This is a genomic window from Methanohalophilus sp. RSK (assembly GCF_003722075.1).
Classification (GTDB): Archaea; Halobacteriota; Methanosarcinia; order Methanosarcinales; family Methanosarcinaceae; genus Methanohalophilus.
The window spans coordinates 1-24,205 of the sequence record NZ_RDSK01000018.1 but is presented as its reverse complement, the minus strand read 5'-3'; the positions used below and the strand labels follow the sequence as shown (position 1 = coordinate 24,205).

Genomic DNA, 24,205 nt, shown 5'->3' with positions numbered 1-24,205 from the left:
CACATGTAAAGATATATGTTTTGTCAGTAAAGGTTTAAAATTATTACATTTTGCCTTTTCCAGTATCATATATGCAGGAGATTTATAAATTATTGCATGTTATCATTTATTATGGAATTTATTATTGTTTATATCACAACTTCAGGTACAGTTGAGGCACGCAATATAGCATCCGAGTTGGTTTCCAGAGGTCTTGTCGCCTGCGTGAACATGTATCCTATTAGGTCGGTTTTTATGTGGGAGGGAGAAGCAAACGAGGATGATGAAGTTGTCCTTTTTGCCAAGACTACCAAAAACAAATTTGAACCTGTGCGAGAGCTTGTGCGCAGCATACACAGTTATGAGTTGCCTGCAATTGTTTCATGGGATATTGAAGGCGATTCTGAATTTTTGGAATGGATCAGGACGTCAGTATCTCATTAAAAGGGCTTATTTTGACCCTTCCTTTACCTTCTGTTTTTCCGAATCTTTTTTCGGCATAATCCCTGGCAATCCCCTTCCCGTGTAATAGGAGTTCTGTAATATCCTGGGGTTCATCAATATCCGTACTTGCAAGGAATGAATCATATAACCGAATAGAGAGTTTTTGTTGTGCGGCAATCATGCAGTGATTCTCAAAACTTGAACCGTAGTATTTGACCCTGAAATTCTCAGGTTTGTGGATGAACAGTATATTTGTGCCGCCTCCTTTGCCCGGAACAATTGTCACATCCGCTTTACTCGCTACTATATCTTTTATATGACTGAATTTCACAAGGGGTAGATCTGCCATAATGATCAGTATCGGCTCTTCCTTTTGAGAGAGATATTTATTCAAACAATCGTTGAGGTCCGTGTCATCCTCAATTATATTTGCTTTCACTTCCTTTTTCACGTCACAGGCTTTTGGGGTGATTATATCTATATTCCGGATCCCACCTTTCCTTAAGGTTGCAACAACGTCCAGAAGCATTTTTTCGACAAATGTCTCTCTCTGCTCTTTTGTCATAACGGTTGAAAGCCTGGATTTGGCATTTTCCTTTTTGTAAGGTATAACTGCTCTCATTTGCATTCCCTGTACTGTGTATCACGTCTGACAGGCCTGCGCCCGGCTCCTTTAATGATCCATTGTATCTCTTCGGGGTGCAGGTATTCACCATTCTTTCCCCCGGATGCAACGGTGATCTGGTCTTCCATAAGTGTCCCACCCAGATCGTTTGCACCACAATTCAGGGCTACCTGTGCAAGCTTGTTTCCAAGTTTTACCCAGCTGGCCTGTATATTCGGTATATGTTTATTGAGAAGAACGCGTGCAATGGCATAGAATTTCAGGTCTTCTATTCCACCCGGGCCATATCTCCCTTCTTTAATCATTTTTTTACCCACCCTGTTATTGTAGGGCAGAAATGGAAGAGGGACAAGTTCTGTGAATTTGCCCGTTTTTTGTTGGATATCCCTGAGTATAAGGAGGTGGTCGATTCGCTCCTCCCAGGTCTCCACATGGCCATACATAATGGTTGAATTTGTTACCAGACCTGCATTATGTGCTGATTTAATTGTATCAATCCATTCTTCTGTAGTAATCTTTTCAGGACAAATTATATTTCGCACTCTTTGGCATAGGATTTCCGCAGAGGTTCCTGTAAGGGTCCCCAATCCGGCTTCCTGCAATTTTGTGAATGCCTCTTCCAGAGAAATACCATCAACCCTGGCAGCGTGGTTGATCTCCATGGGAGAATATCCATGAATGCTTATATCTGGATATTTTTCCTTGATTGCCCGTACGATCTCAAGGTAAAAATCAAGTTTGAGTTCAGGAAGAAAACCTCCCTGTATGCAAATCTCGGTGGCGCCTGCAACATCTGCTGTTTCCACCTTTTCCAGGATTTCCGGTATTGTCAGTATGTAACCGTCAGGCTGGTTGTATGAGCAGAAATTACATTTGCCCCTGCACATATTGGTGATGTACACATTGCGATTCACAACATAGGTTACATCGTCACCGACTGATTCCCTGCGAAGCCGGTCTGCCAGGTCGAAAAGTTCAAAAGGGTTTTCTTTGAGAAGTTTCAGGGCATCTTCCCTGGTGGCCAACCCCTTTCTAGCCCGATTTTCAATATCTTCAGGAATCATTTCCCTGCCTCAATGCTTTCATAGAGAGTATTCCTTTGCACAGGTTTGCGGCCGGCCGTTCGGATCAACCATTTTATTTCGGAAACTTCCATACTTTCCCCGTTTTTTGCACCTGCAGAGCTGGAGATTTTCTCTTCCATCAATGTCCCCCCAACATCATTGGCACCAGAGACAAGAGCTACCTGTGCAAGCTTCTTTCCGAGCTTGACCCAGCTTGCCTGTATATTGGGTATGTGGGTATGCAGAAGGATCCTGGAGAGCGCATAAAACTGTAAATCCTCTATGCCGCCGGTGGCATACTTGCCTTCTTTTATCATCTTTTTGCCGATAGGATTGTTATAGGGCATGAACGGCAAAAGTACAAATTCGGTAAAACCAGCGGTTTTTTGCTGGATCTCCCTTATTTTCAGTATGTGATCTATTCTTTCTTCCTTTGTTTCCACATGCCCGTACATCATGGTCGCAGTAGTGGCAATTCCAAGCCTGTGGGCTGTAGTGATAACATTTTCCCACTGCAGGGTGTTCAGTTTTCCGGGACATATTATTTCGCGCACCCTGTCAGAAAGGATCTCTGCAGCAGTACCGGGCATAGTTTCAAGGCCGCTGTTTTTGAGCCTTTTTATTGTGGATTCGATAGAAAGTCCGTTTTTCTTTGCAAGGTGGAAAATTTCCATCGGGGAATAGGCGTGAATATGTATGTCGGGGTAATTTGCTTTGATGGAACTGAGAATATTCTGGTAAAATTCCAGATTTGCATCTTCAAGTAATCCACCCTGGATACAGACTTCTGTAGCACCCAACTCAACAGCTTCTTTTGTTTTTCTGAGTATATCCGATATTTCCAGAAGGTAATTTTCCTGGTTCCTGAAAGCACAGAAACCGCAGTTTCCTATGCATCGGTCTGTGAAATTGATATTTCTGTTGACAACATATGTCACATCATCACCGACGGCTTGTTTGCGTAATTCATCGGCAAGGGAAAAAAGTTGCAAAGGGGGCACTTCCAGCAATTTGAGGGCATTTTTTTTTGTAACTTTCCCTTCATATGCCTGCTGTCTTATATCATCAGGTATCGTGGTTTTCATAGGAATCCTTCTGTTATTTCCGAAATCCTTCGGAATTTGCAAGGGAATTTATCAATCCATCAAGTTGCTTACTATACCATCCACTTCTTATGTATTGCGGGTAGATGGGTAATCTTTCCTTTAATGGGATATCTCTTGCCATAATTTTCAATTTTTCAACATCCGGCCATTCAGCTTCGGGATTTATCCAGTCAATCGTTGTGGGGGATATTCCTCCCAAATCTTTGGCACCTGCTTTAATCAGCAGGTAAGGATCAATCAGGTTTGGGGCCACCTGCACTTCTACATCTGCAGGCAGAATACTCCTTGCAAGCTGTACAGTATCGAGCATCTCTTCTTTTGATGGTGGCTTGATGCTTTCCATCCTGGTGCCAGGCTTGGGCATGAAATTCTGGATAATTACTTCCTGGATATGGCCATATTTGAGTTGTATCTCTGCAATGGTTTCAAGGGAATCGATACGATTTTCGCGGGTTTCTCCGATACCTACAAGGATGCCTGTTGTGAACGGGATATGTAGTTTACCTGCATCTTCTATCATGCGAAGACGGATTTTGGGTTCTTTGCCCGGCGACAGTTCATGGGCAGGTAATTGTGCAGTGGTTTCGAGCATGAGGCCCATACTTGCATTTACAGATTTAAGGACCTCCATTTCTTCATAGGTCAGTATCCCGGCATTTGTATGGGGCAACAGTCCTTTTCCAATTGCCATTTCACACAATTTGTAGACATAATCCACAGTTGAAGAATAACCTCTTTGTTCCAGCCACTCCATATATTCGGGCACTTCCTCGGCATACTCTCCGAATACGAACAGGGCTTCCGTACAACCCGCCTTTTTTCCGTGGCTTAGAATATCACTGATCTCTTTTTCACCCATCAGTTGTGCATCAGGATGGGATGGTTCACGACGGAAGATACAGTAGTGGCAGTTGTTCCTGCAGATGTTTGTGACAGGAATGAATACATTACGTGCGAATGTGGCATACTCTGGCATGAATGGAGAATGAAATGATATATATCCTACATAAGATTAATGCAACACAAATACGGGTTTATATTATGGGATGTACATTTCTTTTCAGGGAGGTTCGGATAATTGCTTCAAGCATGGAGCCAACTACCCTCCCTTACGAAAGCCGACTCTTTCTCTAAAAGTTGGAGAGTTATTTAAGGAACACCGGTCAGTCCCGATGTTGTTGCTTTATGATATCCAGAGTGTTCATAACACCCAGGGCAACACCTTCTACTTCGATGCCTCCTTTTCCTTTTGCCCCGTCACCAACTACGTACAGGCTATTGATGGGTGTGGTATTGCCTATATCTGAGCCGGAGGATGCCCGGTTTACGGGCCAGCCGTCATAATATGACTGGGTGAGGATTACGTCGTATTTTTTATTGGGGAAGACTTCCTTGAGATCCTGCAGGCCAATTTCGATTTCCTCTTCAAGTTTATCGATTTTATCCTGCTGGACACTTTGGTGTGCCATTATCAGATGTTTCCCTGCAGGAGCAAGTTTGGGGTCTGTGTTGGTCACTTCATTGATTCCGTTGACCCGGCGACAGTAAGGTGTCAGGAGAATCCCATTGTGGCCGACCAAAGGCTCATCTGCGGCCAGGCATATCTTAATTCCTGCAGAAGGCTTGGCATTGTCTATTTTTTCTTCATAAGCATTATTAATGGTATCTGAGTCATAAAGTTCTCTTGTAAATGGGTGGCCAATATTGCTTATTACAACATCGGAGTAATGATGTTGCCCACCTGCTATTACTCCCCGGGCTGTATTGTTTTCCACAATTATCCGCCTCACCTCGGTACTTTTATGAATTTTTCCGCCATTTGAACGAATTATTTCTACAAGAGCATCCGTAACTCCTTTACATCCACCCATCGGGATGCCAGTTCCTCCATAACGGTAGAGTTTCTCAAATATTTCAAAAGCTTCCTCTGCAGGTACGTCCCGGTTTGTCAGGCTCAGTGCCCAACCGCAGAATGAGTTGGCGGTTTTGTGTGCGCTATCTTCATCAAGGTATTTACGAATCCAGTTTTCAAAAGAAATATTTTCAGGAGGCCACCTTCTGGTGGTAATTAAAAGGATTGAAAGCTTGAGCCTATTCCACATGGAGAATTGTGATCCATACTGATTGAAAGATATATCCTTATATCCGGATTTGTAATTATTTGAACCATCTGCGGGTATACGGATCATGGCCATTGGTTCACAGGGTACGATTTCCACATCTGCACCTATTTTTTTGAGCAGGTTGCCCAGCGGGCCTGTAGAACCGTGAGGTATCATGTGCAATGCTCCTGTGGACAGGCTAAAACCGTGATATTCGATATTCGTAAACCTGCCACCTGTAATGGGCAACCTTTCAAACACCTCTATTTCATGCCCTTCGATTGCGAGTGAAGCCGCGCTTAAAAGACCGCCGAGTCCTGCTCCGATTACATTGATTTTCATTTTTCAGCCTCGATAGCCTTAAGGGGGCAGTAAAATGCACAAACGCCGCAGTTGGTGCATTTCTCTGTAATATACGCATTTCCTTTAACTACAATGGCGTCCTGTTTGCAGAAAGCGGTACATTGTCCGCAACCAACACATTTTTCATTTACTCGCATACGATTCTCCGCTATTCTGATAGGTGTACTATGTTTTGAACCCTGATATGAATCAGGATAGGGATGAATACACAATTTATTAATATTTAGTTTTCGTTACTTTAAAGGTAGTAATGGTGGCAATGTACAATTGTTAATTATCAATGGGATAATTATATATCTCCTTGTTCATATATTCGTAAATGGTGATTGGATGTCTGCAGAGATAATACAGGTAGTATCCCGGAAAAAGGGTGAAATTGTTTCAAAAAAGGTTAAGGCAGCGCCTTACGAATTTACTATCGCAACTCGTGCAAGATGGGAAATGGTGATTGCGGATAACGATCTGGAAATCAGGGCAGGAGAATACAAAAAGATTCCTGTAAGGGAAATCACCCTTGATCCCGATACTCTTGCAATGCCATGTGCTTTTACGTATCATGCGGTTGCTTCTGTTCTCAAGATTGCTTCCACTGAGGGAGCATGTCCTGTGGATAAAGAGCGCACTGTCAGATATGCATATGTCTTCGGCCAAACAAATGGAAAAATCAGGGAAGGCGACCTTCTTAGTGTATTGAATGTTTTCCCGATAATGTTTACCAGGGAAGCAATGACTCCTACTGAAGTTGATTGAGGGGGTATTTGGGATGGAAACCTGTTTGATTTGTGGTGAGGTTCAGGATTATAAACAGTATGGTAATTACAATATCTGCACTACCTGTGCTGATGTTATGGAAGATGTGATGGGGGAATTTTTCCTCCGTACAATTTGTAATTGCTCCAAGCCCCAGTCTCATGAGACATATTTTAATTATTTAAATAATACCTCTAAGTATATTTCTGATTATAAAAAAATCACATCTCATTCAAAAAAATATGAAAGACATATGTCAGAAAAAGCTTCGGATGCAATTGAAAATGTGGAAATCCCTTCAAAGCAGCGATATTTTGAAAGAATGCAGGCTGTTGTAAAATGGCTGGAAGACAACCCGGCATTTTACCATTATTATTTTAAGAAATATTATGTCTGTCCTGCTTGTGGAGCTTCTATCTTTGAAAGGTATGCAAAGGAGGAAGTCGGGGATTGGATCATTATTTCCTGTTCTGAATGTGGTGAGCTGATTAAGAAATATTTCGCTCCAAAAATTCTTTAATTTATATATTTTAACTATTTTTCAAGTCCTGCCATATTCGTATTTTGTTTTTCTTACGTCTTGTGTAATGCCTTTTTTTAAATTTTAATTTGATATAAAGCGTGATAAATCCAATATGTTTTTATGTGATGATTCATTAGAAGATTCAAAATAAAATCCAGTGGACCATTTATTATACAAATGCAGTGACGTTACATAAAGTCAATTGGTTCACATTTATTTGATATTTATAATCAGGTGAGTATATGTCAGGAATTGTCAATAGTGATATCGTATATAGTTACATCCCGGTTGCGGTGTTTCTTGTAGTCGCACTACTGATGCCTCCAATGACGATGTTGATCGTAAAATTGCTCAGTCCGAGAAGTACAGGTGCTGAGAAATATTCCACCTACGAGTCAGGATCGGTTCCAACCGGCCCTGCACGTATTCAGTTCAATGTGGAGTATTACCTCTATGCGATCGCATTCGTATTGTTTGATATCGAAGTCCTCTTCCTTTACCCGTGGGCTATGATATACAGAGGTAATACAGGAGTAGATACGACGGTAGCGGTAGTCGAAATGCTTGTGTTCATTTTTGTTCTCCTGTTCGGTTATGCATTCTTATGGAAGAAGGGGGCCCTTAAATGGATGAAGAATTAAAAGAAAAATCCTATGAACAGCCCGTTGCTAAAGAACAGGCGGAAGAGGAAGAAAATATTCCCGGTGTGGTAACTACCACTTCTCAGGAAATAAATAAATTCCTTCAGAAGACCAAGGCTCAGGACTTCATAAATTGGGGACGTAAGAACTCTCTATGGTTTATGGCCCAAGCAATGGGATGCTGTGGTGTAGAGATTATTGTAACAGGTATGTCTCCTATGGATACCGATCGTTTTGGTATCATTCCCAGGAACTCCCCCCGACAGGCAGATGTTATGATAATCAGTGGGTATGTTACAAAGAAATACCTGCCCGCTCTCAAGAAATTATATGATCAGATGCCTTCTCCTAAATGGATAATCTGCATGGGTGACTGTTCTATAAGTGGCGGTCCTTTTTACGAGTCCTACAGTACCGTACAGAACATAGATGAGATATTCCCGGTTGATGTTTTCATCCCCGGCTGTCCTCCCAGGCCTGAAGCATTAATTCAGGGCTTCCTTGAAGTCCAGAAAAAGATTGAAGCCAAGGAAGATAAGGGGTCAGGATATGACAGGTGATATCATGGATGCTGAAAAGATAATTGATTCACTGAATAGTAAGTTCCCGGAAGCAATCTCTGATACAAACACCGAGTCTGAAAGACGCATTTCTGCATATGCTGCTGCTGATAATATTGTGGAAATATGCCAGTATTTAAAAGATGAACTTCAATTTGGACACCTTAGTTCTGAAACAGCGGTAGATTTGATTCAGAAAAACGAAGTTGATATTGTATATCATATAGGTTCCTATGATCATCCGGTAGTACTGACATTGAAAGCCAAACTTCCCAGGGATAAGCCGCAGATCGAATCTGTTGTACCGGTTTACTGGAATGCTAATTGGTATGAAAGGGAAACCTATGAGTTATTCGGTGTACAGTATATGAATCATCCGGACCTGAGAAACCTTGTCCTTCCGGACGAATTGCTGGGAGACTGGCCTCTACGTAAGGATTACGAAGGATTCCCCCAAAATACTGCTAAAAACCTGGTGTGAGTGATAAATATGGATACTAATGTTGGTCCTGATGAGATGCTTATCCACCTGGGTCCTCAGCATGTTGCACAACCCGGACCTTTCAGACTGAATGTCAAAGTGAAAGGTGAGACTGTGCAGGATTCTGAGGTCGAGATTGGTTTCATCCATAAGGGCATTGAAAAAATACTGGAAAGTAAGACCTATCTACAAGGCATTCCTGTTGTTGACAGGGCATGTTACCTTGCGGCTCTTACCAATGAGGAAGCACTCGTGGGCAGTGTAGAAAAGCTTGCAGGAATCGAACCAGCTGAAAGGTCACAGTATATCAGAGTAATAGTTGAAGAACTTTCCAGGATACAGAGTCATCTGCTTGGATATGCGGAATATGCTTCTTTCCTTGGATTTGTTTCAATGTTCATGTACCCCATAGCTGTAAGGGAAAAAGTACTGGAACTTCTTGAAATGACCACCGGTGCAAGGATTACGCACTCATATCTTCGTTTTGGTGGTGTACGTGACGACCTTCCAGAAGGTTTCGAGGCAAAATGCAAGGAAACATTTGAAATTGTCAAAAAGGGCCTTGAAGAATGGGGTGAGTTGATGAAAACCGATATGATCTACAGGGATCGTACTGTAGGAGTCGGTGTCCTCACTCCTGATATCGCCAGAGACCTTGGAGTTTCCGGTCCGCCACTGCGTGCAACGGGTGTTGCCTTTGATATAAGGAAAGATGATCCTTATCTTGTTTATGATGATCTCGACTTCAAGGTTTGTACCGAAACTGCAGGAGATATTGACGCACGTATCTGGGTGCGTATCGCAGAAATATATGAGAGTATGTATATTATCGAGCAGGCTCTTGACCAGATTCCTTCAGGACCCCTGTTCCCGGAAAACCTCCCGTATGATCGCAGGTCTCCTGTCATGAGGGTTCCTGAAGGGGAGGTATTTTACAGGGTTGAGGATCCAAGAGGAGAAATGGGATTCTATATGGTTTCCGACGGTTCAGACAAGCCATATCGTGTAAAGATCAGAGGTCCCGTATACCCTACAATGCAGGCACTGCCACCTCTTCTAAAAGGCACCCAGCTTGCAGATGTTGTAGCGATTGCGGGAAGTATGGACGCATGTACCAGTGAGGCGGATAGGTGAAAATATGTTCGATATTCCAGCAAACATTTTTCCATGGGTAAGAGCATACGTTGGTCTTGCGTTGATAGGAGCTCTCTTTTTAGCCGGAATGGCTGCAATCTGGATTGAGCGTAAACTTTCCGGAGATATACAGGAAAGATATGGTCCCAACAGGGTAGGTCCGATGGGTCTGCTGCAGCTTGTTGCGGATGCAATCAAATTGTTTACAAAAGAAGATATCATTCCTGCCAAAGTAGACAAGATCCTGTATGTAGGTGCACCGATCGTAATTATGATGTCGGTCTTTTTGATGCTTGTTGCTATTCCTTTCGGGGCTGTTTACATAAACGGTGTTGAATATGTATTGGCAGCAACCCAGATGGACATAAGTATTCTCTACATTGAGGCCGTTTCTGCTATCGCCGTTATCGGTATATTTGTACTTGGATACGGACAGAATAACAAGTATGCAATGATGGGTACTTTCCGTAACTTTGCAAGAATGATCGGTTATGAGATTCCTCTGGGAATCACCATTGTAAGTGTTGCCGTGATGGCAGGCTCTCTTGATGTGGTTGAGATCGTCCATGCCCAGAGCCCCATATGGTATGCATTCCTGCAACCGATTGGTTTCATAGTATTCTTCATTGCTATGATGGCTGATATGGGTCGTCTTCCTTTCGACCAGAATGAAGCCGAAGAAGAACTGCAGGCTGGTGTATTTACTGAATACACTGGTATGAGGTTCGGTCTGGGATTCTTCGCAGAATATTTCCATTTAATTCTCGGTTCATTCCTGATCTCACTGCTATTCCTGGGTGGATGGAATCTTCCGGGATTTGTAACTGATAATATTGTACTTGGAATAATCCTTCCAACACTGTTCCTCATAGCCAAGGCAACGATCGTTATGATGTTTATTATCATGATGCGTTGGGCTGTTCCGAGGTTCAGGATCGACCAGGTGGTTGATCTTAGCTGGAAGAAACTCCTGCCCCTCTCCCTGTTGAACCTTGGATGGGCTATTGCATTAGGTTTGTATCTGGGAGCGTGATTAGATGGTTCTGAAAAATATTACAAGAGCTTTAAAGAACATCCGAAAGCCCCGTGTTACCAGAATGTATCCTGAAATACGCTCGGAGTTACCTGAAAGGTTCAGAGGGCTGCAAAAACTTGATAAAAGTAAATGTATCGGGTGTGGAATATGTGCAAATACCTGTCCCAACTGTGCGATCAAAATCGTCAGGGCCAGGGTAAGTAAAGATAGTACCAAGACCCGGTGGTTCCCGGAAATAGATGTGGGGCACTGCCTTTTTTGTGGTCTGTGTATTGACCAGTGTCCACAGGATGCCCTCTCGAGTTCAAAGATTTATACAGATGGTATAATCACGTGGAAACATGAGGATCTTCTCTTTACACCGGATAAACTGGCAAGGGAAGAACCGATTGACGCACCGGAGGCTGAACAATGATTGGAATAGGAGAAGCTCTGGTCTTTTTCATATTAGCAGCCGTGGTAATTTTCTTTTCCCTGGTAGCAGTACTTGTCAGGGATATCGTCAGGGCGGCACTGGCACTCGTATTTTCGATGTTTACAGTGGCAGGTCTGTTTATCACGCTGAATGCCCAGTTTTTGGGTGTAGTACAGATCCTGGTCTATGTGGGCGCAATAGGTGTGCTGATTCTCTTTGCCGTGATGCTTACAAAGAATACAATGGGAAGTGATGATGATGGCAACTGATAAGCCCGATATCTGGGATTCTTTTGTAAACCAGTTCAATCCCCGCAGGTTCCTTATCCGTCTTGCACATATGGAAATCCCTTCACTGGAAGTAATTGGAAGGGCATTTGCAAGGGCGGCAATTGTAGGTTTGTTCCTTGCGGTGGTTCTAGTATCCCTTTACGGGACGTCCTGGTCAACAGTTGATCAGCTGCCCCAGAACATGGCAGACCAGAGTAACATTAAAGCCATAGGTACCCTGATATTCACTGATTTTGTAGTACCCTTCGAAATTCTTTCAATTGTACTGCTGTCTTCACTGGCGGGTGCTATTTACATGGCAAAAGGAGAGGATGACCAATGATTCCCCTTAATTGGTATCTTGCACTTTCTGCAATAATTTTTTCCATAGGTCTCTATGGTTTCATTTCACAGAAAAACGGTATTCGTATCCTGATGTGTGTGGAACTTATGTTAAACTCTGCAAACATTAATCTTGTAGCTTTTTCCAGTTACAATGACGACATGAGCGGCCAGGTATTTGCTCTCTTCTCGATAGCACTGGCAGCAGCAGAAGCAGCAATAGGTTTCGCAATCATGATGTCCATTTACAGGATGCGGGATGCTATCAATCTTGACGAGCTTAACTTGTTGAGGTGGTAATGATATGGCTTATGAAAATTTAGCGTTTTTAATACCACTTTTACCCGCACTCGCCTTTGCAATTACCTTCTTTGTAGGTAAGAAAACCCCATATGGCGGGGGATTAATTCCAATATTCGCAATTGCAGCATCCTTTTTGATCTCTCTTATGATCACCATAGGCTTGCTGCAGAATCCGGACCAGGTAATTAGTCAGTCCTACCACTGGTTTGCAATTTTTAATCTGGGTATCCTGATAGATCCGCTTGCAGCGGTAATGCTCACAATGGTGGCCTTTGTAAGTCTGCTTATTCACATCTATTCAGTAGGCTACATGTCACATGACCCGGCCAAATCAAGATACTTTGCAGAGACCTCTCTTTTCACTGCGTCTATGCTGAGTTTGGTTTTATCTGACAATATTCTCCAGTTGTTCATAAGCTGGGAACTTGTGGGTCTGTGTTCATATCTGCTGATCGGTTTCTGGTACCAGAAACCCAGCGCTGCTTCAGCGGCAAAGAAAGCTTTCCTCACCACCAGGGTGGGAGATGTCATGTTCCTTGCAGGTATTATTGTCCTGTTTGCTGACCTTTTCAAACTGGTAAACGGCAGTATTCCCGATGGTGTCTACCTGCTCCGCTTCGATGAGATTTTCTCATACATCCCCGAAATAGCTGCCATGAATGCAACTATCCTGGGATTTGAGGTTAGCCATCTTACGATAATCACCCTTCTGTTCTTCGGAGGTGCCGTAGGTAAATCCGGTCAGTTCCCGCTACATGTGTGGCTGCCTGATGCAATGGAAGGTCCAACAACGGTTTCGGCTCTTATCCATGCTGCAACAATGGTTACAGCCGGTGTCTATCTGGTTGCAAGAACCTTCCCGATGTTCATCGCTGCACCACAATCCCTCATAATAGTGGCATATGTGGGTGCTTTCACTGCACTGTTTGCCGCAACAATGGGACTTGTGATGAATGATTTGAAACGGGTACTTGCCTATTCTACCATCAGTCAGCTTGGTTACATGATGCTGGGATTGGGTATGGGAGCAGTCGTCGGTGCAGAAGCAGTCGGCGTATCTATATTCCACCTTATCAGCCATGCATTCTTCAAGGCACTTCTTTTCCTTTGTGCCGGCAGTGTGATCCATGCTGTGGGAACCCATGATATGAGGGAACTCGGTGGTGTTGCAAAGGTCATGCCTATAACAGCCGCAACAATGGTAGCCGCATCTCTTGCCCTTGCAGGATTCGGTATACCCGGAACCTCTATAGGAAGTACTGGTTTCTTCAGTAAGGATCCAATAATTGAAAATGCATATCTATTCGGGGAACATGCAGGAAACTGGTTCCCATATCTCTTTGCAATCGTGGCAGCACTGCTTACTTCGCTTTACATTTTCAGACTGCTGTTCATGACATTTGCCGGCAAGCCCAGGACCAATTACGGTGGGCATGAATCTCCTGCCTCAATGACAGTTCCGCTTTCCATACTGGGTATACTTGCCCTGTTCTTCGGAGCTATCGTTGTTGAACCTCTCAACAAGTTCGTAAGCGGTACCTTTGTGAACAATTTTGTTAACATGGATATCCCTGCTCTGGCAGAGGTGGGTAACTATGAACTTGTCCATCATGCAGGCCACGAACCACTGCTCATCCAGTGGATGCCTGTTATTGTTGCAATCATTGGTCTGCTGATCACCTTTGTGATCTACTACCAGAAAGCAATAGACATGAGCAGGTTTGTTTCAAAAGACAATGTTGTTTACAAACTCCTCTACAACCGTTACTATCAGAATGAGATATTCACCCGGCTCTTTGCTGTCAGGTTTGTCTATGAGGGTCTTGCTATGGCAGGTTATCACATAGACAGGTTTATTGATGGTATTGTCAACGTAATCAGTTACCTGACAATAGAGGCAGGGGATTCCTTCAGGAAGATACAGACAGGAGTTATACAGCACTACTCGGTGGCTGTCATTACGGGAGTAAGTCTCCTGGTAATATTGATTAAGCTCGTCATGGAGGTCTTCTAATGTTGCCGGTATTATCCCTCATAGTGCTGATTCCGCTATTGTTCTCAGCATTTGCATTCCTTACAAAAACAAGGGAGCAGGCACGTGTGGTGGCCCTTATGGGTACGCTTATCACCCTGATACTGACCCTTTACATGTATTTCAGCTTCGACAGTTCATCAGCTGCGATGCAGTTTGAAGAAATGGCAAGCTGGATTCCAAGTCTTGGTATAAATTACCATCTTGGTGTCGATGGTGTCTCGATGCCCCTTATATTGCTCAATGCAATCGTAATCCCACTGCTAATACTGTTCACCTGGAATGATGTCAGATCAGCCTCTAACAGGTTCTATGGTCTGATCCTGGCAATGCAGGGAGCAGTTATCGGTGTATTCATTTCCCTGGATTTCTTCCTCTTCTACATATTCTGGGAACTTACACTGATCCCGCTGTTCTTCATGGTGAACATATGGGGCGGTCCGAATAAGAGGCATGCTTCAATGAAATTCTTTATTTACACCCACGTGGCTTCCCTGGTGATGCTTCTGGGTATCTTTGGACTTTACTTTGCTGCCTGGGACCAGACCGGAGTGGCAAATATGGGTATTACCCATCTTGTGAGCCAGTTCCCGATGATCGGGTCAGGTATTGCCAGAGATGCAATATTCCTTGCACTCCTCTTCGGTTTCCTGGTGAAACTTCCAATAGTACCATTCCATTCCTGGCTGCCTGATGCTTATGCAGAGGCACCGACCGCTGGCAGTGTACTGTTCATCCTGCTCAAGATCGCAGGGTACGGAATCTTCCGTGTTATCCTGCCAATGCTTCCTGCTACAGGAACCCCGGATATGATGATTACAATCCTGGGATTGCTTGGTTCTGTAAGTATTGTGTATGGTGCATTCCTGGCACTGTCCCAGAAGGATCTCAAGAGAATGGTTGCCTATTCCAGTGTAAGCCATATGGGCTTTGTTACCCTGGGAGCTGCGGGGCTTGTTACATTGTCTATTTCCGGAGCAATGTTCCAGCAATTCTCCCACGGTTTGATCCTGAGTATCATGTTCATGTCCGTAGGAGTAATTCAGGCATCTACCGGTACCAGGATCATCAATGATCTGGGAGGCCTTGCTACAAAGATGCCCAAACTGGCGGTTATAATGATGCTGGCTTTCATGGCGTCCCTGGGATTGCCAGGTTTGACCGGTTTCATCGCCGAATTCATGGTTTTCACTTTCAGTTACGTGAACGTGCCAACATTTGTAATACTTGCACTGTTTGGTGTAGTCATAACTGCTGGTTACCATCTCTGGGCAATGCAAAGAACTATGTTTGGCGTCTATAATGGAAAGATCGGAGAGGTCTTTGACCTGTCCAATGTACAGACCTTCTCCATGGCAGTTATAGCCCTGCTGGTACTGTACTTCGGATTGAACCCAAGTCCGGTGCTGGATATGATGATTACAGCTTCAAATGAAATAGTCAGCCTTATGGCTGCAATGGGGGTGTAAGAATGGTAGATTTGATGTTACTTGCACCTGAGATTATAATTGCATTGACCGGATTGATCGTACTCATGATTGGTATTTTCATGGGTTCGTCATCCAAAAACGTACTTGGCTATATCGCAACAGCAGGCTTTCTGGCAGCCCTTGCAATGGTGATCGGCAACTTCAGTGCTTCTGCATTGATGTTTTCCGATACCCTGAGTGTGGACCCCCTTTCCCAGTTCTTTAAACTGGTATTTTTGGTGGTTGCGCTTATTGTGTCCGTTGCATCTATCAAGTACACTGAAGACAATACAGACACGGAAATCTTCTATGCCCTTGTGCTGTTTGCCACCTTCGGTATGATGTTTGTGGCATCTGCCAATGACCTCATGGTTCTTTTTGTGGCCTTTGAGCTGGCAAGTATAGCAACCTATGCCCTTGCAGGGTTTGAGAAGAAGAACCCCCGGTCTGTCGAAGCATCAATGAAATACCTGCTTATGGGTGCTCTCTCAGCGGCCCTGTTGCTTATGGGAATATCCTTTGTTTACGGTGCAACTGGTACCACATCCATTCCGGGCATCGCCCAGAATATGGAGGTATTGACCTCCAATGCAATCGGCTTACTTGCAATAGTGCTCCTGATAGCAGGTTTTGGTTTCAAGATTGCTCTTGTACCATTCCACATGTGGGCTCCGGATACCTATCAGGGTTCACCTTCAGTTGTATCGGCCCTCCTGGCTGCAGGCTCCAAGAAGATGGCATTTGTTGCCGCATTCAAGGTATTCATAGTAGCCCTTCTGGCAATCCAGGCTGACTGGAGGATGGCTTTTGCGGTACTTTCAGTAGTTACCATGACCTACGGTAATGTAGTGGCCCTGTCCCAGAGAAGTGTGAAGCGCATGCTCGCATATTCCTCTGTTGCACAGGCAGGCTACATTTCAATGGCATTTGTTGTCCTGACCCCGATGGCACTGACCGGAGGTATACTTTATACCCTGGCTCACGGTTTCATGAAAGCCGGTGCTTTCATAGCTACTGCCGCTGTAGTTTACATGGTTATTAAGGAAAAGAGGGATACGGAAATCCCGGACCACCTTGATAACTTCAAGGGACTGGGTAAGAAAATGCCAATAACTGCACTGTGTCTTACAGTATTTGTACTTGCACTTGCAGGAATTCCGCCAACAGCAGGTTACATGAGCAAGTTCATCCTGTTCTCCTCGACTATTCAGTCAGGAATGGTATGGCTTGCGGTAATAGCAATCTTAAACAGTGCGCTTTCCCTGTATTATTATGCAAGGCTTGTACGTTACATGTATGCAATGCCCCATGAAGGTGAAAAAGTATCAGAGCCTGTTCCCTATGTAGCAGCTCTTCTGATCTCCCTTGTGGGTGTACTGGCTATTGGTTTATGGCCAGAACCATTCGTTGAAATTGCAATGCAGGCAGCCAGTGTACTTGTCGGAGGTATGTAATATGGCAGATTGTGATCTATGCGGTGTGTCAATACCCACCGTTTGTCCGGTAAAAGTGTTTGAACCCCGGTTCGAACACTCTTATCCTGAAGGAATCTGGAAAGGTCTTTGCGAAAAATGTCTAGATTCTGCAAAAGGCACATTTGACGAAAAAAGTGATGAGGAAGGCAAATGCGTTCCCGGCAACAAATTCGAGAAATGTGACCTGTGCGGAACCACATGCCAGCTCTATGACATAGATGTTTTTATTCCCTCTTTCAAGAATGTATACGATGAAGAGGTAAAACATCTATGCAGGCGCTGTCTTGAAGGCTGCAATGAGGCCTATGACAGGAAAGATGAGTGTTTTGGAGAACACCATTAAAAGGGGATTCTCCCCCCTTTCTTTTTTTAAGCCACTTTTCATACCGGTATTGGACCCGGTTATTTTGATGTCGATACATTATCACTTATATATACTCTGATGTTTTTCGTGTGGATAGGGCGATCCAGGTCTAAAAGATCCGATTGTTAACGGGGTTAATTCCTTCCATTGTTTCTTTAATATATGTAGCATCCAGAAAAACATAAACTAAAAATCACGAAATATTAAATACATGTAAATATATTACTTTATTTATGGCACTTAATAACCCCCTGATAACCGATATCTCAAATAAAGTACCGATCACGAAATATTCCGTCATTCTCTCTTTTTTGTGTATTCTGCTAATGGTCACACCTGCCGCTGCTTTTTCAGGAGATGGATGGGGGACATCAACATCTCCATACGAGATTACTAACGTGGACGAATTGCAGGAAATGAATGATGATTTGGATGAATATTATATCTTAATGAATGATATTGTTGCATCTGATACTGTAAACTGGAATAGTGGTGCAGGATTTGTACCTATTGGTAGTAAATCAAATGAATTCACTGGTGATTTTGATGGACAGGGACATACAATAACAGGACTTTATATCAATAGACCAGATACTAATTATGTTGGTTTATTTGGATATACTTCTCATGCTTCAATCAGTAATGTAGGTCTTGAAGATGTTGATGTGACTGGTAATTCATCTGTCGGTGGTCTTGTTGGTTATTTTACTTGTTCTATGTCAAAACCTACTATAACTAAAATTTATTCGACAGGTGATGTGACTGGTAATGAGGATGTCGGTGGTCTTGTTGGTCATTATACTGGTTCAAGTTATTATGAAACTTCTATAACTAAAAGTTATTCGACTGTTGATGTGGCTGGTAATGAGGATGTCGGTGGTCTTGTTGGTCATTATACTGGTGATACTGATTATGATTTTACTATAACTCAAAGTAATTCGACAGGTACTGTGACTGGTAATGAGGATGTCGGTGGTCTTGTTGGTTGGAATCAAGGTGGTTCTGTTACTGATAGTTATTCGACAGGTGATGTGACTGGTGATTCTGATTATGTCGGTGGTCTTGTTGGTTACAATTCTGGTTCAGTAACTCAAAGTTATTCGACAGGTACTGTGACTGGTATTGATAGCGTCGGTGGTCTTGTTGGTGAAAATTCTGGTTCTGGTTCTGTTACTGATAGTTATTCGACAGGTAAGGTGACTGATAGTTCATCTTTTGTTGGTGGTCTTGTTGGTTACAATTCTGGTTCTGTGGCTCAAAGTAATTCAACAGTTAATGTAGATGGTAGTTCATCTGTCGGTGGTCTTGTTGGTGGCAATGATGAAGGTTCTGTAGATCAAAGTTATTCGACAGGTACTGTGACTGGTAGTTCTGATTCTGTCGGTGGTCTTGTTGGTGAAAATTCTGGTTCAGTAACTCAAAGTTATTCGGTAGGTGATGTGGATGGTGGTTCATATGTCGGTGGTCTTGTTGGCTATAGTGGCAGTGGTTCTAGTATAAATAAATGTTATTCAACAGGAAGTGTGACAGGTGATTCAGATGTCGGTGGTCTTGTTGGTAAAAATGATGGTACTGTAACTGATAGTTATTGGGATACCGAAACATCAGGTATGTCTACAAGTGATGGTGGAACAGGACTTACAAAATCTGAAATGCAAGACCGTCTTAATCTTTCCAATTGGGATTTTGAAAATATTTGGAGAATGAATCCTTATCCAGAACTAAAATGGCAACCTGTTACATTTAGTGATGGAGAGGGTACTGAAAGTAATCCTTATCATATAACTAATTTAGATGAATTACAGAATATAGAAGATAAACTTGATGCACATTATATTTTAACGAGTGATATTAATGCATCTGATACTGTAAAATGGAATAGTGGTGCAGGATTTGAGCCGATTGGTGATGATACAAATAGTTTCACTGGTAATTTTGATGGACAGGGACATACAATAACAGATCTTTATATTGATAGATCATCAGATATAGGTTTATTTGGAGAGACTTATAGTGGTGCTTCAATCAGTAATGTAGGTCTTGAAAATGTCAATGTGACTGGTAGTTCTGGTGTTGGTGGTCTTGTTGGTGAAAATTTTGGTTCAGTAACTCAAAGTAATTCGACAGGTTATGTGACTGGTAGTTTTGATTCTGTCGGTGGCCTCGTTGGGTACAATGAAGGCAAAGGTTCTACTGTAACTGAATGTTATTCTACAGGTAATGTGACTGGTAGTTCTAATGTCGGTGGTCTTATTGGTTACCATGGAGCTTATGCCGTTGTGAATCAATGCTATTCAACAGGTAATGTGAATGCTTCTAATAATGATAGAGTCGGTGGCCTTATTGGTAAGATCTATTTAAGTTCTGTAAATCAAAGTTATTCGACAGGTAATGTGACTGGTGATTTTTTAGTCGGTGGTCTTGTTGGTTACAATGAGGGAGGCTCAGTGAATCAATGCTATTCAACAGGTAATGTGACTGGTAATGAGGATGTCGGTGGTCTTGTAGGTAACAGTGCTCCTGCAGCTGTAAATCAAGGGTATGATACTGTATACGATATTGTATCTGATTCTTATTGGAACATTAATACATCAGGACAAACATCAAGTGATGGTGGTACAGGATTGACAGATGCTCAAATGCAGGATTCATCTAACTTTGTTAATTGGGACTTCACGAATATATGGGGCATCAGTAGCGGTATAAATGATGGTTATCCTAATCTCTTAAACCTCAATTATGAATCTGAATCCGTAAGTTACTTTTCAGGAGGAGACGGATCTACAGAGAATCCCTATCAAATAATTACTGTAAATGATCTTCAGAACATGAGTACTGATTTATCAGCAAATTATACATTGATGAATGATATTGATGCATCGGGTACTTCCAGTTGGGATGGTGATCAAGGATTTGAGCCGATTGGCAACAGTACAAATAAATTCACAGGTACTTTTGACGGGAATGGCTCTGTTATATCGAATCTTTCTATCAACAGGCCATCTACTAGTTATGTAGGTTTGTTTGGATGTGCTGATGAAGTGGCTTCAATCACCAATGTAAGTCTTGAAGATGTCAATGTGACTGGTAACTATCAGGTAGGTGGTCTTATTGGAGGAAATGCTGGTTCTGTGATTCAATGTTATTCGTCTGGCACGGTTACAGGTAGTGCAAATTTAGTCGGTGGTCTTATTGGAAAGAATGCTGGTTCTATGATTCAATGTTATTCAAATAGTACGGTAACAAGTAATGCATATTGCATCGGTGGTCTTGTTGGTTACAATGATGGTGGTTCTGTTGTTCAATGTTATTCTACTGGTGATTTCACGGGATCTAGCAATGGTAATGAGGTTGGTGGACTTATCGGATACAACTATCAGGGTTCAGTAAATCAAAGTTATGCAACGGGTAATGTGACTGGTAATCAATACATTGGCGGACTAGTTGGTGTAAATCATGAAGGTTCAGTAAATCAAAGTTATTCTACAGGAAATGTAACTGGTTCTGTTATAGGAGGGCTTGTTGGCTACAATAATAGTGGTTCAGTGGATCAATGTTATTGGGACAATGAGACATCTGGTCAAACCACAAGTAATGGTGGAGAAGGCAAAACTACCGAAGAAATGACAAATCCATACATCCACACTACCGTTTATAGTGGCTGGGATTTCGAAAATGTCTGGGATATGAGTATTGATACAAACGATGGATATCCACATCTTCTTACTCTGAATTATGAAACAACAAGTCCTTATGAAGGAAGTGGCACATCAGAAGACCCATATCAAATATCCGATGTATATGAATTGCAGTATGTGATAAATGATTTAGATGCAAATTATATTCTGATAAATGACATTGATGCATCGGGTACTTCCGACTGGAACAGTGATGCAGGATTTGAGCCGATTGGTGATGATACAAATAAATTCACAGGTACTTTTGACGGGAATGGCTCTGTTATATCGAATCTTTATATCAACAGGCCATCTACTAATTATGTTGGTTTGTTTGGTTATATCGATAGTAGTGCTTCAATCAACAACGTAGGTCTTGAAGATGTCAATGTGAATGGTAGTTCTGACGTCGGTGGTCTCGGTGGTGAGAATAATGGGTATGTGAATCAAAGTTATTCTACAGGAAATGTGACTGGTAGTTCTGACGTCGGTGGCCTTGTTGGTGAGAATAGTGGGTATGTGAATCAAAGTTACTCAACAGGAACTGTGACTAGTGATTATTATGTTGGTGGTCTTGTTGGTGCAAATGGTGGTTCTGTAAATCAAAGTTATTCTGCAGGAAATGTAACAATTGGTATTGGTGCTAATGTCGGTGGTCTTATTGGTGATCAATATGCTGGTTCTGTGACCCAAAGTTACTGGGATATGAATACATCAGGACAAACATCTTCTGAGACAGGAATTGGAAGAACCACGGAAAACATGACCTATCCGTACAATTCAGACACAACTTATGTTGACTGGGATTTCACAAATATATGGGGCATTCATGGCAGTGTAAATGATGGATATCCAGCTCTTTTGAGCCTGACAAATTTCCCGCCAAATGTATCCATTACTGATCCTGAAGTTAATTCCTATGTTTCAGGTACATTCTTTGTGAATGCATCTATAACCGATCCAGACGGCGACTCTTATAAATCCAGTGTGTACTTAAACAATACTACGGGTAATATTGATAGTCATACCGATCTTCCACAGGATAACGACTCTGTTACTTTTGATAGCACATCCCTTATAGACGGAATCTATAACATTACCTGGAAAGCATATGAAAACGAAACTGACGATGGCTTATTTGGATTCCAGACGATCAACATAACCATTGATAACACAGAACCTGTACTATCTGTCAATGATGATACCACTGATGAGGGTAACTTCAGTCAGGACAATATAACTTGTAATATTTCTTTCAGTGATGCGAACCTGAACATTTCAACGATTGCTATATACAATACCAGTGATCTTATTGATTCAAACACATCTTCAATAAGTCCGCATACTGTAACCTTTGAGGATCTGGAAGAAGGTACATACCAACTTAATGCTACTGTATCTGATACAGCTGGAAATATTGCCGAAATGACAACAAGAGAGATTGTACTGGACACCACAAGCCCATATATCAACAAAATAGTTGCTCCTTCCGATGTCAACACCAGTGAAACTGTTGAGATTTGTTTCAATGTAACCGATTACATTGGAGTGAACCATTCACTAACAGAGTTTAATATTACAGGTAATGCTTCTGCAGAACTTACGAATGCTGGTACCTGGTACAATTATACTCTGAATGTTCCATCAGATTCAATTGATGACATTGTGTTCAATGCCACCTTCTATGATGATGCAGATAACCTGAATGCAAGTGGTGACTTTACCATCAATGTCTCCGATAACATTGCTCCTGCAATCCAGGATACAGTTTATGAGTCAGATGCCAACACCAGTGATTCTTTCATAATCGGATTCAATGTAACCGATAACATTGGAGTGAACCATTCACTGACAGAGTTTAATATTACAGGTAATGCTTCTGCAGAACTTACAGAGGATGGTACCTGGTACAATTACACTCTGAATGTTCCAGCAGATTCAGTTGGTGACATTGTCTTCAATGCCACCTTCTATGACGATGCAGGTAACCTGAATGCAAGCGGTGATAAGACCATTAATGTCTCCGATAACATTGTTCCTGTGATTCAGGATACAGTTTATGAGTCAGATGCCAACACAAGTGAAACTGTTGAGATTGGGTTCAATGTAACCGATAACATTGGAGTAAACCATTCACTGACAGATTTTAATATTACAGGTAATGCTTCTGCAGAACTTACAAAGGATGGTACCTGGTACAATTACACTCTGAATGTTCCATCAGATTCAATTGATGACATTGTGTTCAATGCCACCTTCTATGACGATGCAGGTAACCTGAATGCAAGTGGTGATAAGACCATTAATGTCTCCGATAATATCAAACCAGTTTACAATAGGCTTGACAAAGTAACATCTGCCAATACTGGAGACAACATCACCATCAAAGTCAATGCCACAGATAACATTGGAGTTGAAATACACAACATCACGGTGGATGGTGAAGAATACCAGATGGTCAATGATTCTGGTAACTATACACACAACATCTCCATCCCAGCAAGTGATTCCGGCACACTTGTCAGTTCAATAACCTACAACTGTAGCTTTGGTGATGCTGCAAGTAACATGAACAGTACCGGCGATGTTGTGATCGATGTCTTCATTCTGCCGATTGCCGACTTCTCGGCCAATGTGACGCGAGGTACTACACCATTGAGTGTGGAATTTACCGATAATTCCTCGGGTCTTGTTGAGGAATGGGAATGGAACTTTGGTGAAGGCAATACTTCCACCGACCAGAACCTTTCACATGTATTTGGTTCGGGCAACTTCACTGTAAATCTAACCGTGAATAATAGTAACGGAACTTCCAGCAAAGAACTCAATATCAGGGCTGCCGAGGAACCTGTTTATGTAGTGTCTCCAAATGAAACAGAACTTCTTTCAATCTATGGAGATGAGAAGAATTTCAGTATCAACAGTACACTGTATTCCAGTTATGAATGGTTCATTGATGGTACACCACTGAATGGTTCAGGAGTAACGCTGTACAACAACAATACCGATGATTCTGCTCATCTGTCTTATTGCAATGTGAATACCAGCCAG

General features: G+C 42.4%; 23 protein-coding genes. 17 read left to right on the top strand and 6 right to left on the bottom strand.

The window, feature by feature from the left end; all coding sequences use genetic code 11:
• The first annotated feature begins 111 nt into the window (after positions 1 to 111).
• Positions 112 to 423 (top strand): divalent-cation tolerance protein CutA, encoded by a 312-nt coding sequence (gene cutA / locus EFE42_RS10075; RefSeq protein ID WP_123137114.1) that lies wholly within the window; start codon positions 112 to 114, stop codon positions 421 to 423.
• Here the strand turns inward: cutA and cofC are convergent.
• The 6 genes from cofC to EFE42_RS10045 form a co-directional block, all read right to left on the bottom strand.
• Entirely contained in the window at positions 401 to 1,045 is a 645-nt protein-coding gene (gene cofC / locus EFE42_RS10070) for a 2-phospho-L-lactate guanylyltransferase (protein WP_123137113.1), read from the bottom strand. The two genes, cutA and cofC, sit on opposite strands and share 23 nt — an antisense overlap.
• Complete coding sequence (gene cofH, locus EFE42_RS10065) at positions 1,042 to 2,112, bottom strand: 7,8-didemethyl-8-hydroxy-5-deazariboflavin synthase subunit CofH (protein ID WP_123137112.1); 1,071 nt, start codon at positions 2,110 to 2,112, stop codon at positions 1,042 to 1,044. The genes cofC and cofH (EFE42_RS10065) overlap by 4 nt, the downstream gene beginning before the upstream one ends.
• Positions 2,109 to 3,197, bottom strand: coding sequence for a 7,8-didemethyl-8-hydroxy-5-deazariboflavin synthase subunit CofH (cofH, locus tag EFE42_RS10060; protein ID WP_123137111.1), 1,089 nt, complete (start codon positions 3,195 to 3,197; stop codon positions 2,109 to 2,111). The genes cofH (EFE42_RS10065) and cofH (EFE42_RS10060) overlap by 4 nt, the downstream gene beginning before the upstream one ends.
• A gap of 13 nt (positions 3,198 to 3,210) precedes the next feature.
• Positions 3,211 to 4,194, bottom strand: a complete 984-nt coding sequence (gene cofG, locus EFE42_RS10055) for a 7,8-didemethyl-8-hydroxy-5-deazariboflavin synthase subunit CofG (RefSeq protein WP_123137110.1) — start codon at positions 4,192 to 4,194, stop codon at positions 3,211 to 3,213.
• Positions 4,195 to 4,381: 187 nt separating this feature from the next.
• Positions 4,382 to 5,662, bottom strand: a complete 1,281-nt coding sequence (locus EFE42_RS10050) for an NAD(P)/FAD-dependent oxidoreductase (RefSeq protein ID WP_123137109.1) — start codon at positions 5,660 to 5,662, stop codon at positions 4,382 to 4,384.
• The gene (locus tag EFE42_RS10045; RefSeq protein ID WP_013038042.1) at positions 5,659 to 5,820 is read right to left on the bottom strand and encodes a 4Fe-4S binding protein; all 162 of its coding nucleotides are present in this window, start codon (positions 5,818 to 5,820) and stop codon (positions 5,659 to 5,661) included. The genes EFE42_RS10050 and EFE42_RS10045 overlap by 4 nt, the downstream gene beginning before the upstream one ends.
• A gap of 193 nt (positions 5,821 to 6,013) precedes the next feature.
• On the opposite strand from EFE42_RS10045, the gene EFE42_RS10040 reads away from it, so the two are divergent.
• From EFE42_RS10040 to EFE42_RS09970, 16 genes are all read left to right on the top strand, one after another.
• Complete coding sequence (locus EFE42_RS10040) at positions 6,014 to 6,433, top strand: DUF22 domain-containing protein (protein WP_123137108.1); 420 nt, start codon at positions 6,014 to 6,016, stop codon at positions 6,431 to 6,433.
• A gap of 13 nt (positions 6,434 to 6,446) precedes the next feature.
• Complete coding sequence (locus EFE42_RS10035; protein ID WP_123137107.1) at positions 6,447 to 6,953, top strand: hypothetical protein; 507 nt, start codon at positions 6,447 to 6,449, stop codon at positions 6,951 to 6,953.
• Between the two features lie 245 nt (positions 6,954 to 7,198).
• On the top strand, positions 7,199 to 7,597 hold the full coding sequence (fpoA, locus tag EFE42_RS10030; RefSeq protein ID WP_123137106.1) for a F420H2 dehydrogenase subunit FpoA: 399 nt from the start codon (positions 7,199 to 7,201) through the stop codon (positions 7,595 to 7,597).
• Positions 7,582 to 8,157: a F(420)H(2) dehydrogenase subunit B gene (gene fpoB / locus EFE42_RS10025; protein ID WP_123137105.1), complete on the top strand. Its 576-nt coding sequence runs from the start codon at positions 7,582 to 7,584 to the stop codon at positions 8,155 to 8,157. Before fpoA ends, fpoB begins: the two co-directional genes overlap by 16 nt.
• Before the next feature lie 4 nt (positions 8,158 to 8,161).
• Positions 8,162 to 8,638, top strand: coding sequence for a F420H2 dehydrogenase subunit FpoC (gene fpoC / locus EFE42_RS10840; RefSeq protein WP_233564818.1), 477 nt, complete (start codon positions 8,162 to 8,164; stop codon positions 8,636 to 8,638).
• A 9-nt stretch (positions 8,639 to 8,647) separates the two neighbouring features.
• Positions 8,648 to 9,772, top strand: a complete 1,125-nt coding sequence (gene fpoD, locus EFE42_RS10020; protein WP_233564815.1) for a F420H2 dehydrogenase subunit FpoD — start codon at positions 8,648 to 8,650, stop codon at positions 9,770 to 9,772.
• 4 nt (positions 9,773 to 9,776) lie between these two features.
• Positions 9,777 to 10,805, top strand: a complete 1,029-nt coding sequence (fpoH, locus tag EFE42_RS10015; protein WP_123137104.1) for a F420H2 dehydrogenase subunit FpoH — start codon at positions 9,777 to 9,779, stop codon at positions 10,803 to 10,805.
• 4 nt (positions 10,806 to 10,809) lie between these two features.
• Positions 10,810 to 11,223, top strand: a complete 414-nt coding sequence (gene fpoI, locus EFE42_RS10010) for a F420H2 dehydrogenase subunit FpoI (protein ID WP_123137103.1) — start codon at positions 10,810 to 10,812, stop codon at positions 11,221 to 11,223.
• On the top strand, positions 11,220 to 11,492 hold the full coding sequence (locus tag EFE42_RS10940; protein WP_123137102.1) for an NADH-quinone oxidoreductase subunit J: 273 nt from the start codon (positions 11,220 to 11,222) through the stop codon (positions 11,490 to 11,492). The genes fpoI and EFE42_RS10940 overlap by 4 nt, the downstream gene beginning before the upstream one ends.
• Positions 11,476 to 11,835 (top strand): F420H2 dehydrogenase subunit FpoJ, encoded by a 360-nt coding sequence (gene fpoJ / locus EFE42_RS10935; RefSeq protein ID WP_255419081.1) that lies wholly within the window; start codon positions 11,476 to 11,478, stop codon positions 11,833 to 11,835. The genes EFE42_RS10940 and fpoJ overlap by 17 nt, the downstream gene beginning before the upstream one ends.
• Positions 11,832 to 12,134, top strand: a complete 303-nt coding sequence (gene fpoK / locus EFE42_RS09995; protein ID WP_123137101.1) for a F420H2 dehydrogenase subunit FpoK — start codon at positions 11,832 to 11,834, stop codon at positions 12,132 to 12,134. Before fpoJ ends, fpoK begins: the two co-directional genes overlap by 4 nt.
• Positions 12,135 to 12,138: 4 nt before the next feature.
• Positions 12,139 to 14,151: a F420H2 dehydrogenase subunit FpoL gene (fpoL, locus tag EFE42_RS09990; protein ID WP_123137100.1), complete on the top strand. Its 2,013-nt coding sequence runs from the start codon at positions 12,139 to 12,141 to the stop codon at positions 14,149 to 14,151.
• Entirely contained in the window at positions 14,151 to 15,638 is a 1,488-nt protein-coding gene (gene fpoM, locus EFE42_RS09985) for a F(420)H(2) dehydrogenase subunit M (RefSeq protein WP_123137099.1), read from the top strand. The genes fpoL and fpoM overlap by 1 nt, the downstream gene beginning before the upstream one ends.
• Positions 15,639 to 15,640: 2 nt before the next feature.
• The gene (fpoN, locus tag EFE42_RS09980) at positions 15,641 to 17,092 is read left to right on the top strand and encodes a F(420)H(2) dehydrogenase subunit N (protein ID WP_123137098.1); all 1,452 of its coding nucleotides are present in this window, start codon (positions 15,641 to 15,643) and stop codon (positions 17,090 to 17,092) included.
• 1 nt (position 17,093) lies between these two features.
• A complete protein-coding gene (locus EFE42_RS09975) occupies positions 17,094 to 17,456 on the top strand; it encodes a F420H2 dehydrogenase subunit FpoO (RefSeq protein ID WP_123137097.1) in 363 nt (120 codons plus the stop codon).
• A 254-nt stretch (positions 17,457 to 17,710) separates the two neighbouring features.
• The coding region (locus EFE42_RS09970) for a GLUG motif-containing protein (protein ID WP_199724128.1) at positions 17,711 to 24,205 on the top strand (6,495 nt) is incomplete at its 3' end.

Coding starts and splice junctions, on each gene's coding strand:
- fpoJ (WP_255419081.1), top strand. CDS start 11,476: ATGATGATGGCAACTGATAAGCCCGATATCTGGGATTCTTTTGTAAAC.
- EFE42_RS10050 (WP_123137109.1), bottom strand. CDS start 5,662: ATGAAAATCAATGTAATCGGAGCAGGACTCGGCGGTCTTTTAAGCGCG.
- EFE42_RS10040 (WP_123137108.1), top strand. CDS start 6,014: ATGTCTGCAGAGATAATACAGGTAGTATCCCGGAAAAAGGGTGAAATT.
- cofH (WP_123137111.1), bottom strand. CDS start 3,197: ATGAAAACCACGATACCTGATGATATAAGACAGCAGGCATATGAAGGG.
- EFE42_RS10035 (WP_123137107.1), top strand. CDS start 6,447: ATGGAAACCTGTTTGATTTGTGGTGAGGTTCAGGATTATAAACAGTAT.
- fpoM (WP_123137099.1), top strand. CDS start 14,151: ATGTTGCCGGTATTATCCCTCATAGTGCTGATTCCGCTATTGTTCTCA.
- cofG (WP_123137110.1), bottom strand. CDS start 4,194: ATGCCAGAGTATGCCACATTCGCACGTAATGTATTCATTCCTGTCACA.
- fpoL (WP_123137100.1), top strand. CDS start 12,139: ATGGCTTATGAAAATTTAGCGTTTTTAATACCACTTTTACCCGCACTC.
- fpoA (WP_123137106.1), top strand. CDS start 7,199: ATGTCAGGAATTGTCAATAGTGATATCGTATATAGTTACATCCCGGTT.
- cofH (WP_123137112.1), bottom strand. CDS start 2,112: ATGATTCCTGAAGATATTGAAAATCGGGCTAGAAAGGGGTTGGCCACC.
- cutA (WP_123137114.1), top strand. CDS start 112: ATGGAATTTATTATTGTTTATATCACAACTTCAGGTACAGTTGAGGCA.
- fpoH (WP_123137104.1), top strand. CDS start 9,777: ATGTTCGATATTCCAGCAAACATTTTTCCATGGGTAAGAGCATACGTT.
- fpoD (WP_233564815.1), top strand. CDS start 8,648: ATGGATACTAATGTTGGTCCTGATGAGATGCTTATCCACCTGGGTCCT.
- fpoC (WP_233564818.1), top strand. CDS start 8,162: ATGGATGCTGAAAAGATAATTGATTCACTGAATAGTAAGTTCCCGGAA.
- EFE42_RS10045 (WP_013038042.1), bottom strand. CDS start 5,820: ATGCGAGTAAATGAAAAATGTGTTGGTTGCGGACAATGTACCGCTTTC.
- cofC (WP_123137113.1), bottom strand. CDS start 1,045: ATGAGAGCAGTTATACCTTACAAAAAGGAAAATGCCAAATCCAGGCTT.
- fpoI (WP_123137103.1), top strand. CDS start 10,810: ATGGTTCTGAAAAATATTACAAGAGCTTTAAAGAACATCCGAAAGCCC.
- fpoN (WP_123137098.1), top strand. CDS start 15,641: ATGGTAGATTTGATGTTACTTGCACCTGAGATTATAATTGCATTGACC.
- fpoK (WP_123137101.1), top strand. CDS start 11,832: ATGATTCCCCTTAATTGGTATCTTGCACTTTCTGCAATAATTTTTTCC.
- fpoB (WP_123137105.1), top strand. CDS start 7,582: ATGGATGAAGAATTAAAAGAAAAATCCTATGAACAGCCCGTTGCTAAA.
- EFE42_RS10940 (WP_123137102.1), top strand. CDS start 11,220: ATGATTGGAATAGGAGAAGCTCTGGTCTTTTTCATATTAGCAGCCGTG.
- EFE42_RS09975 (WP_123137097.1), top strand. CDS start 17,094: ATGGCAGATTGTGATCTATGCGGTGTGTCAATACCCACCGTTTGTCCG.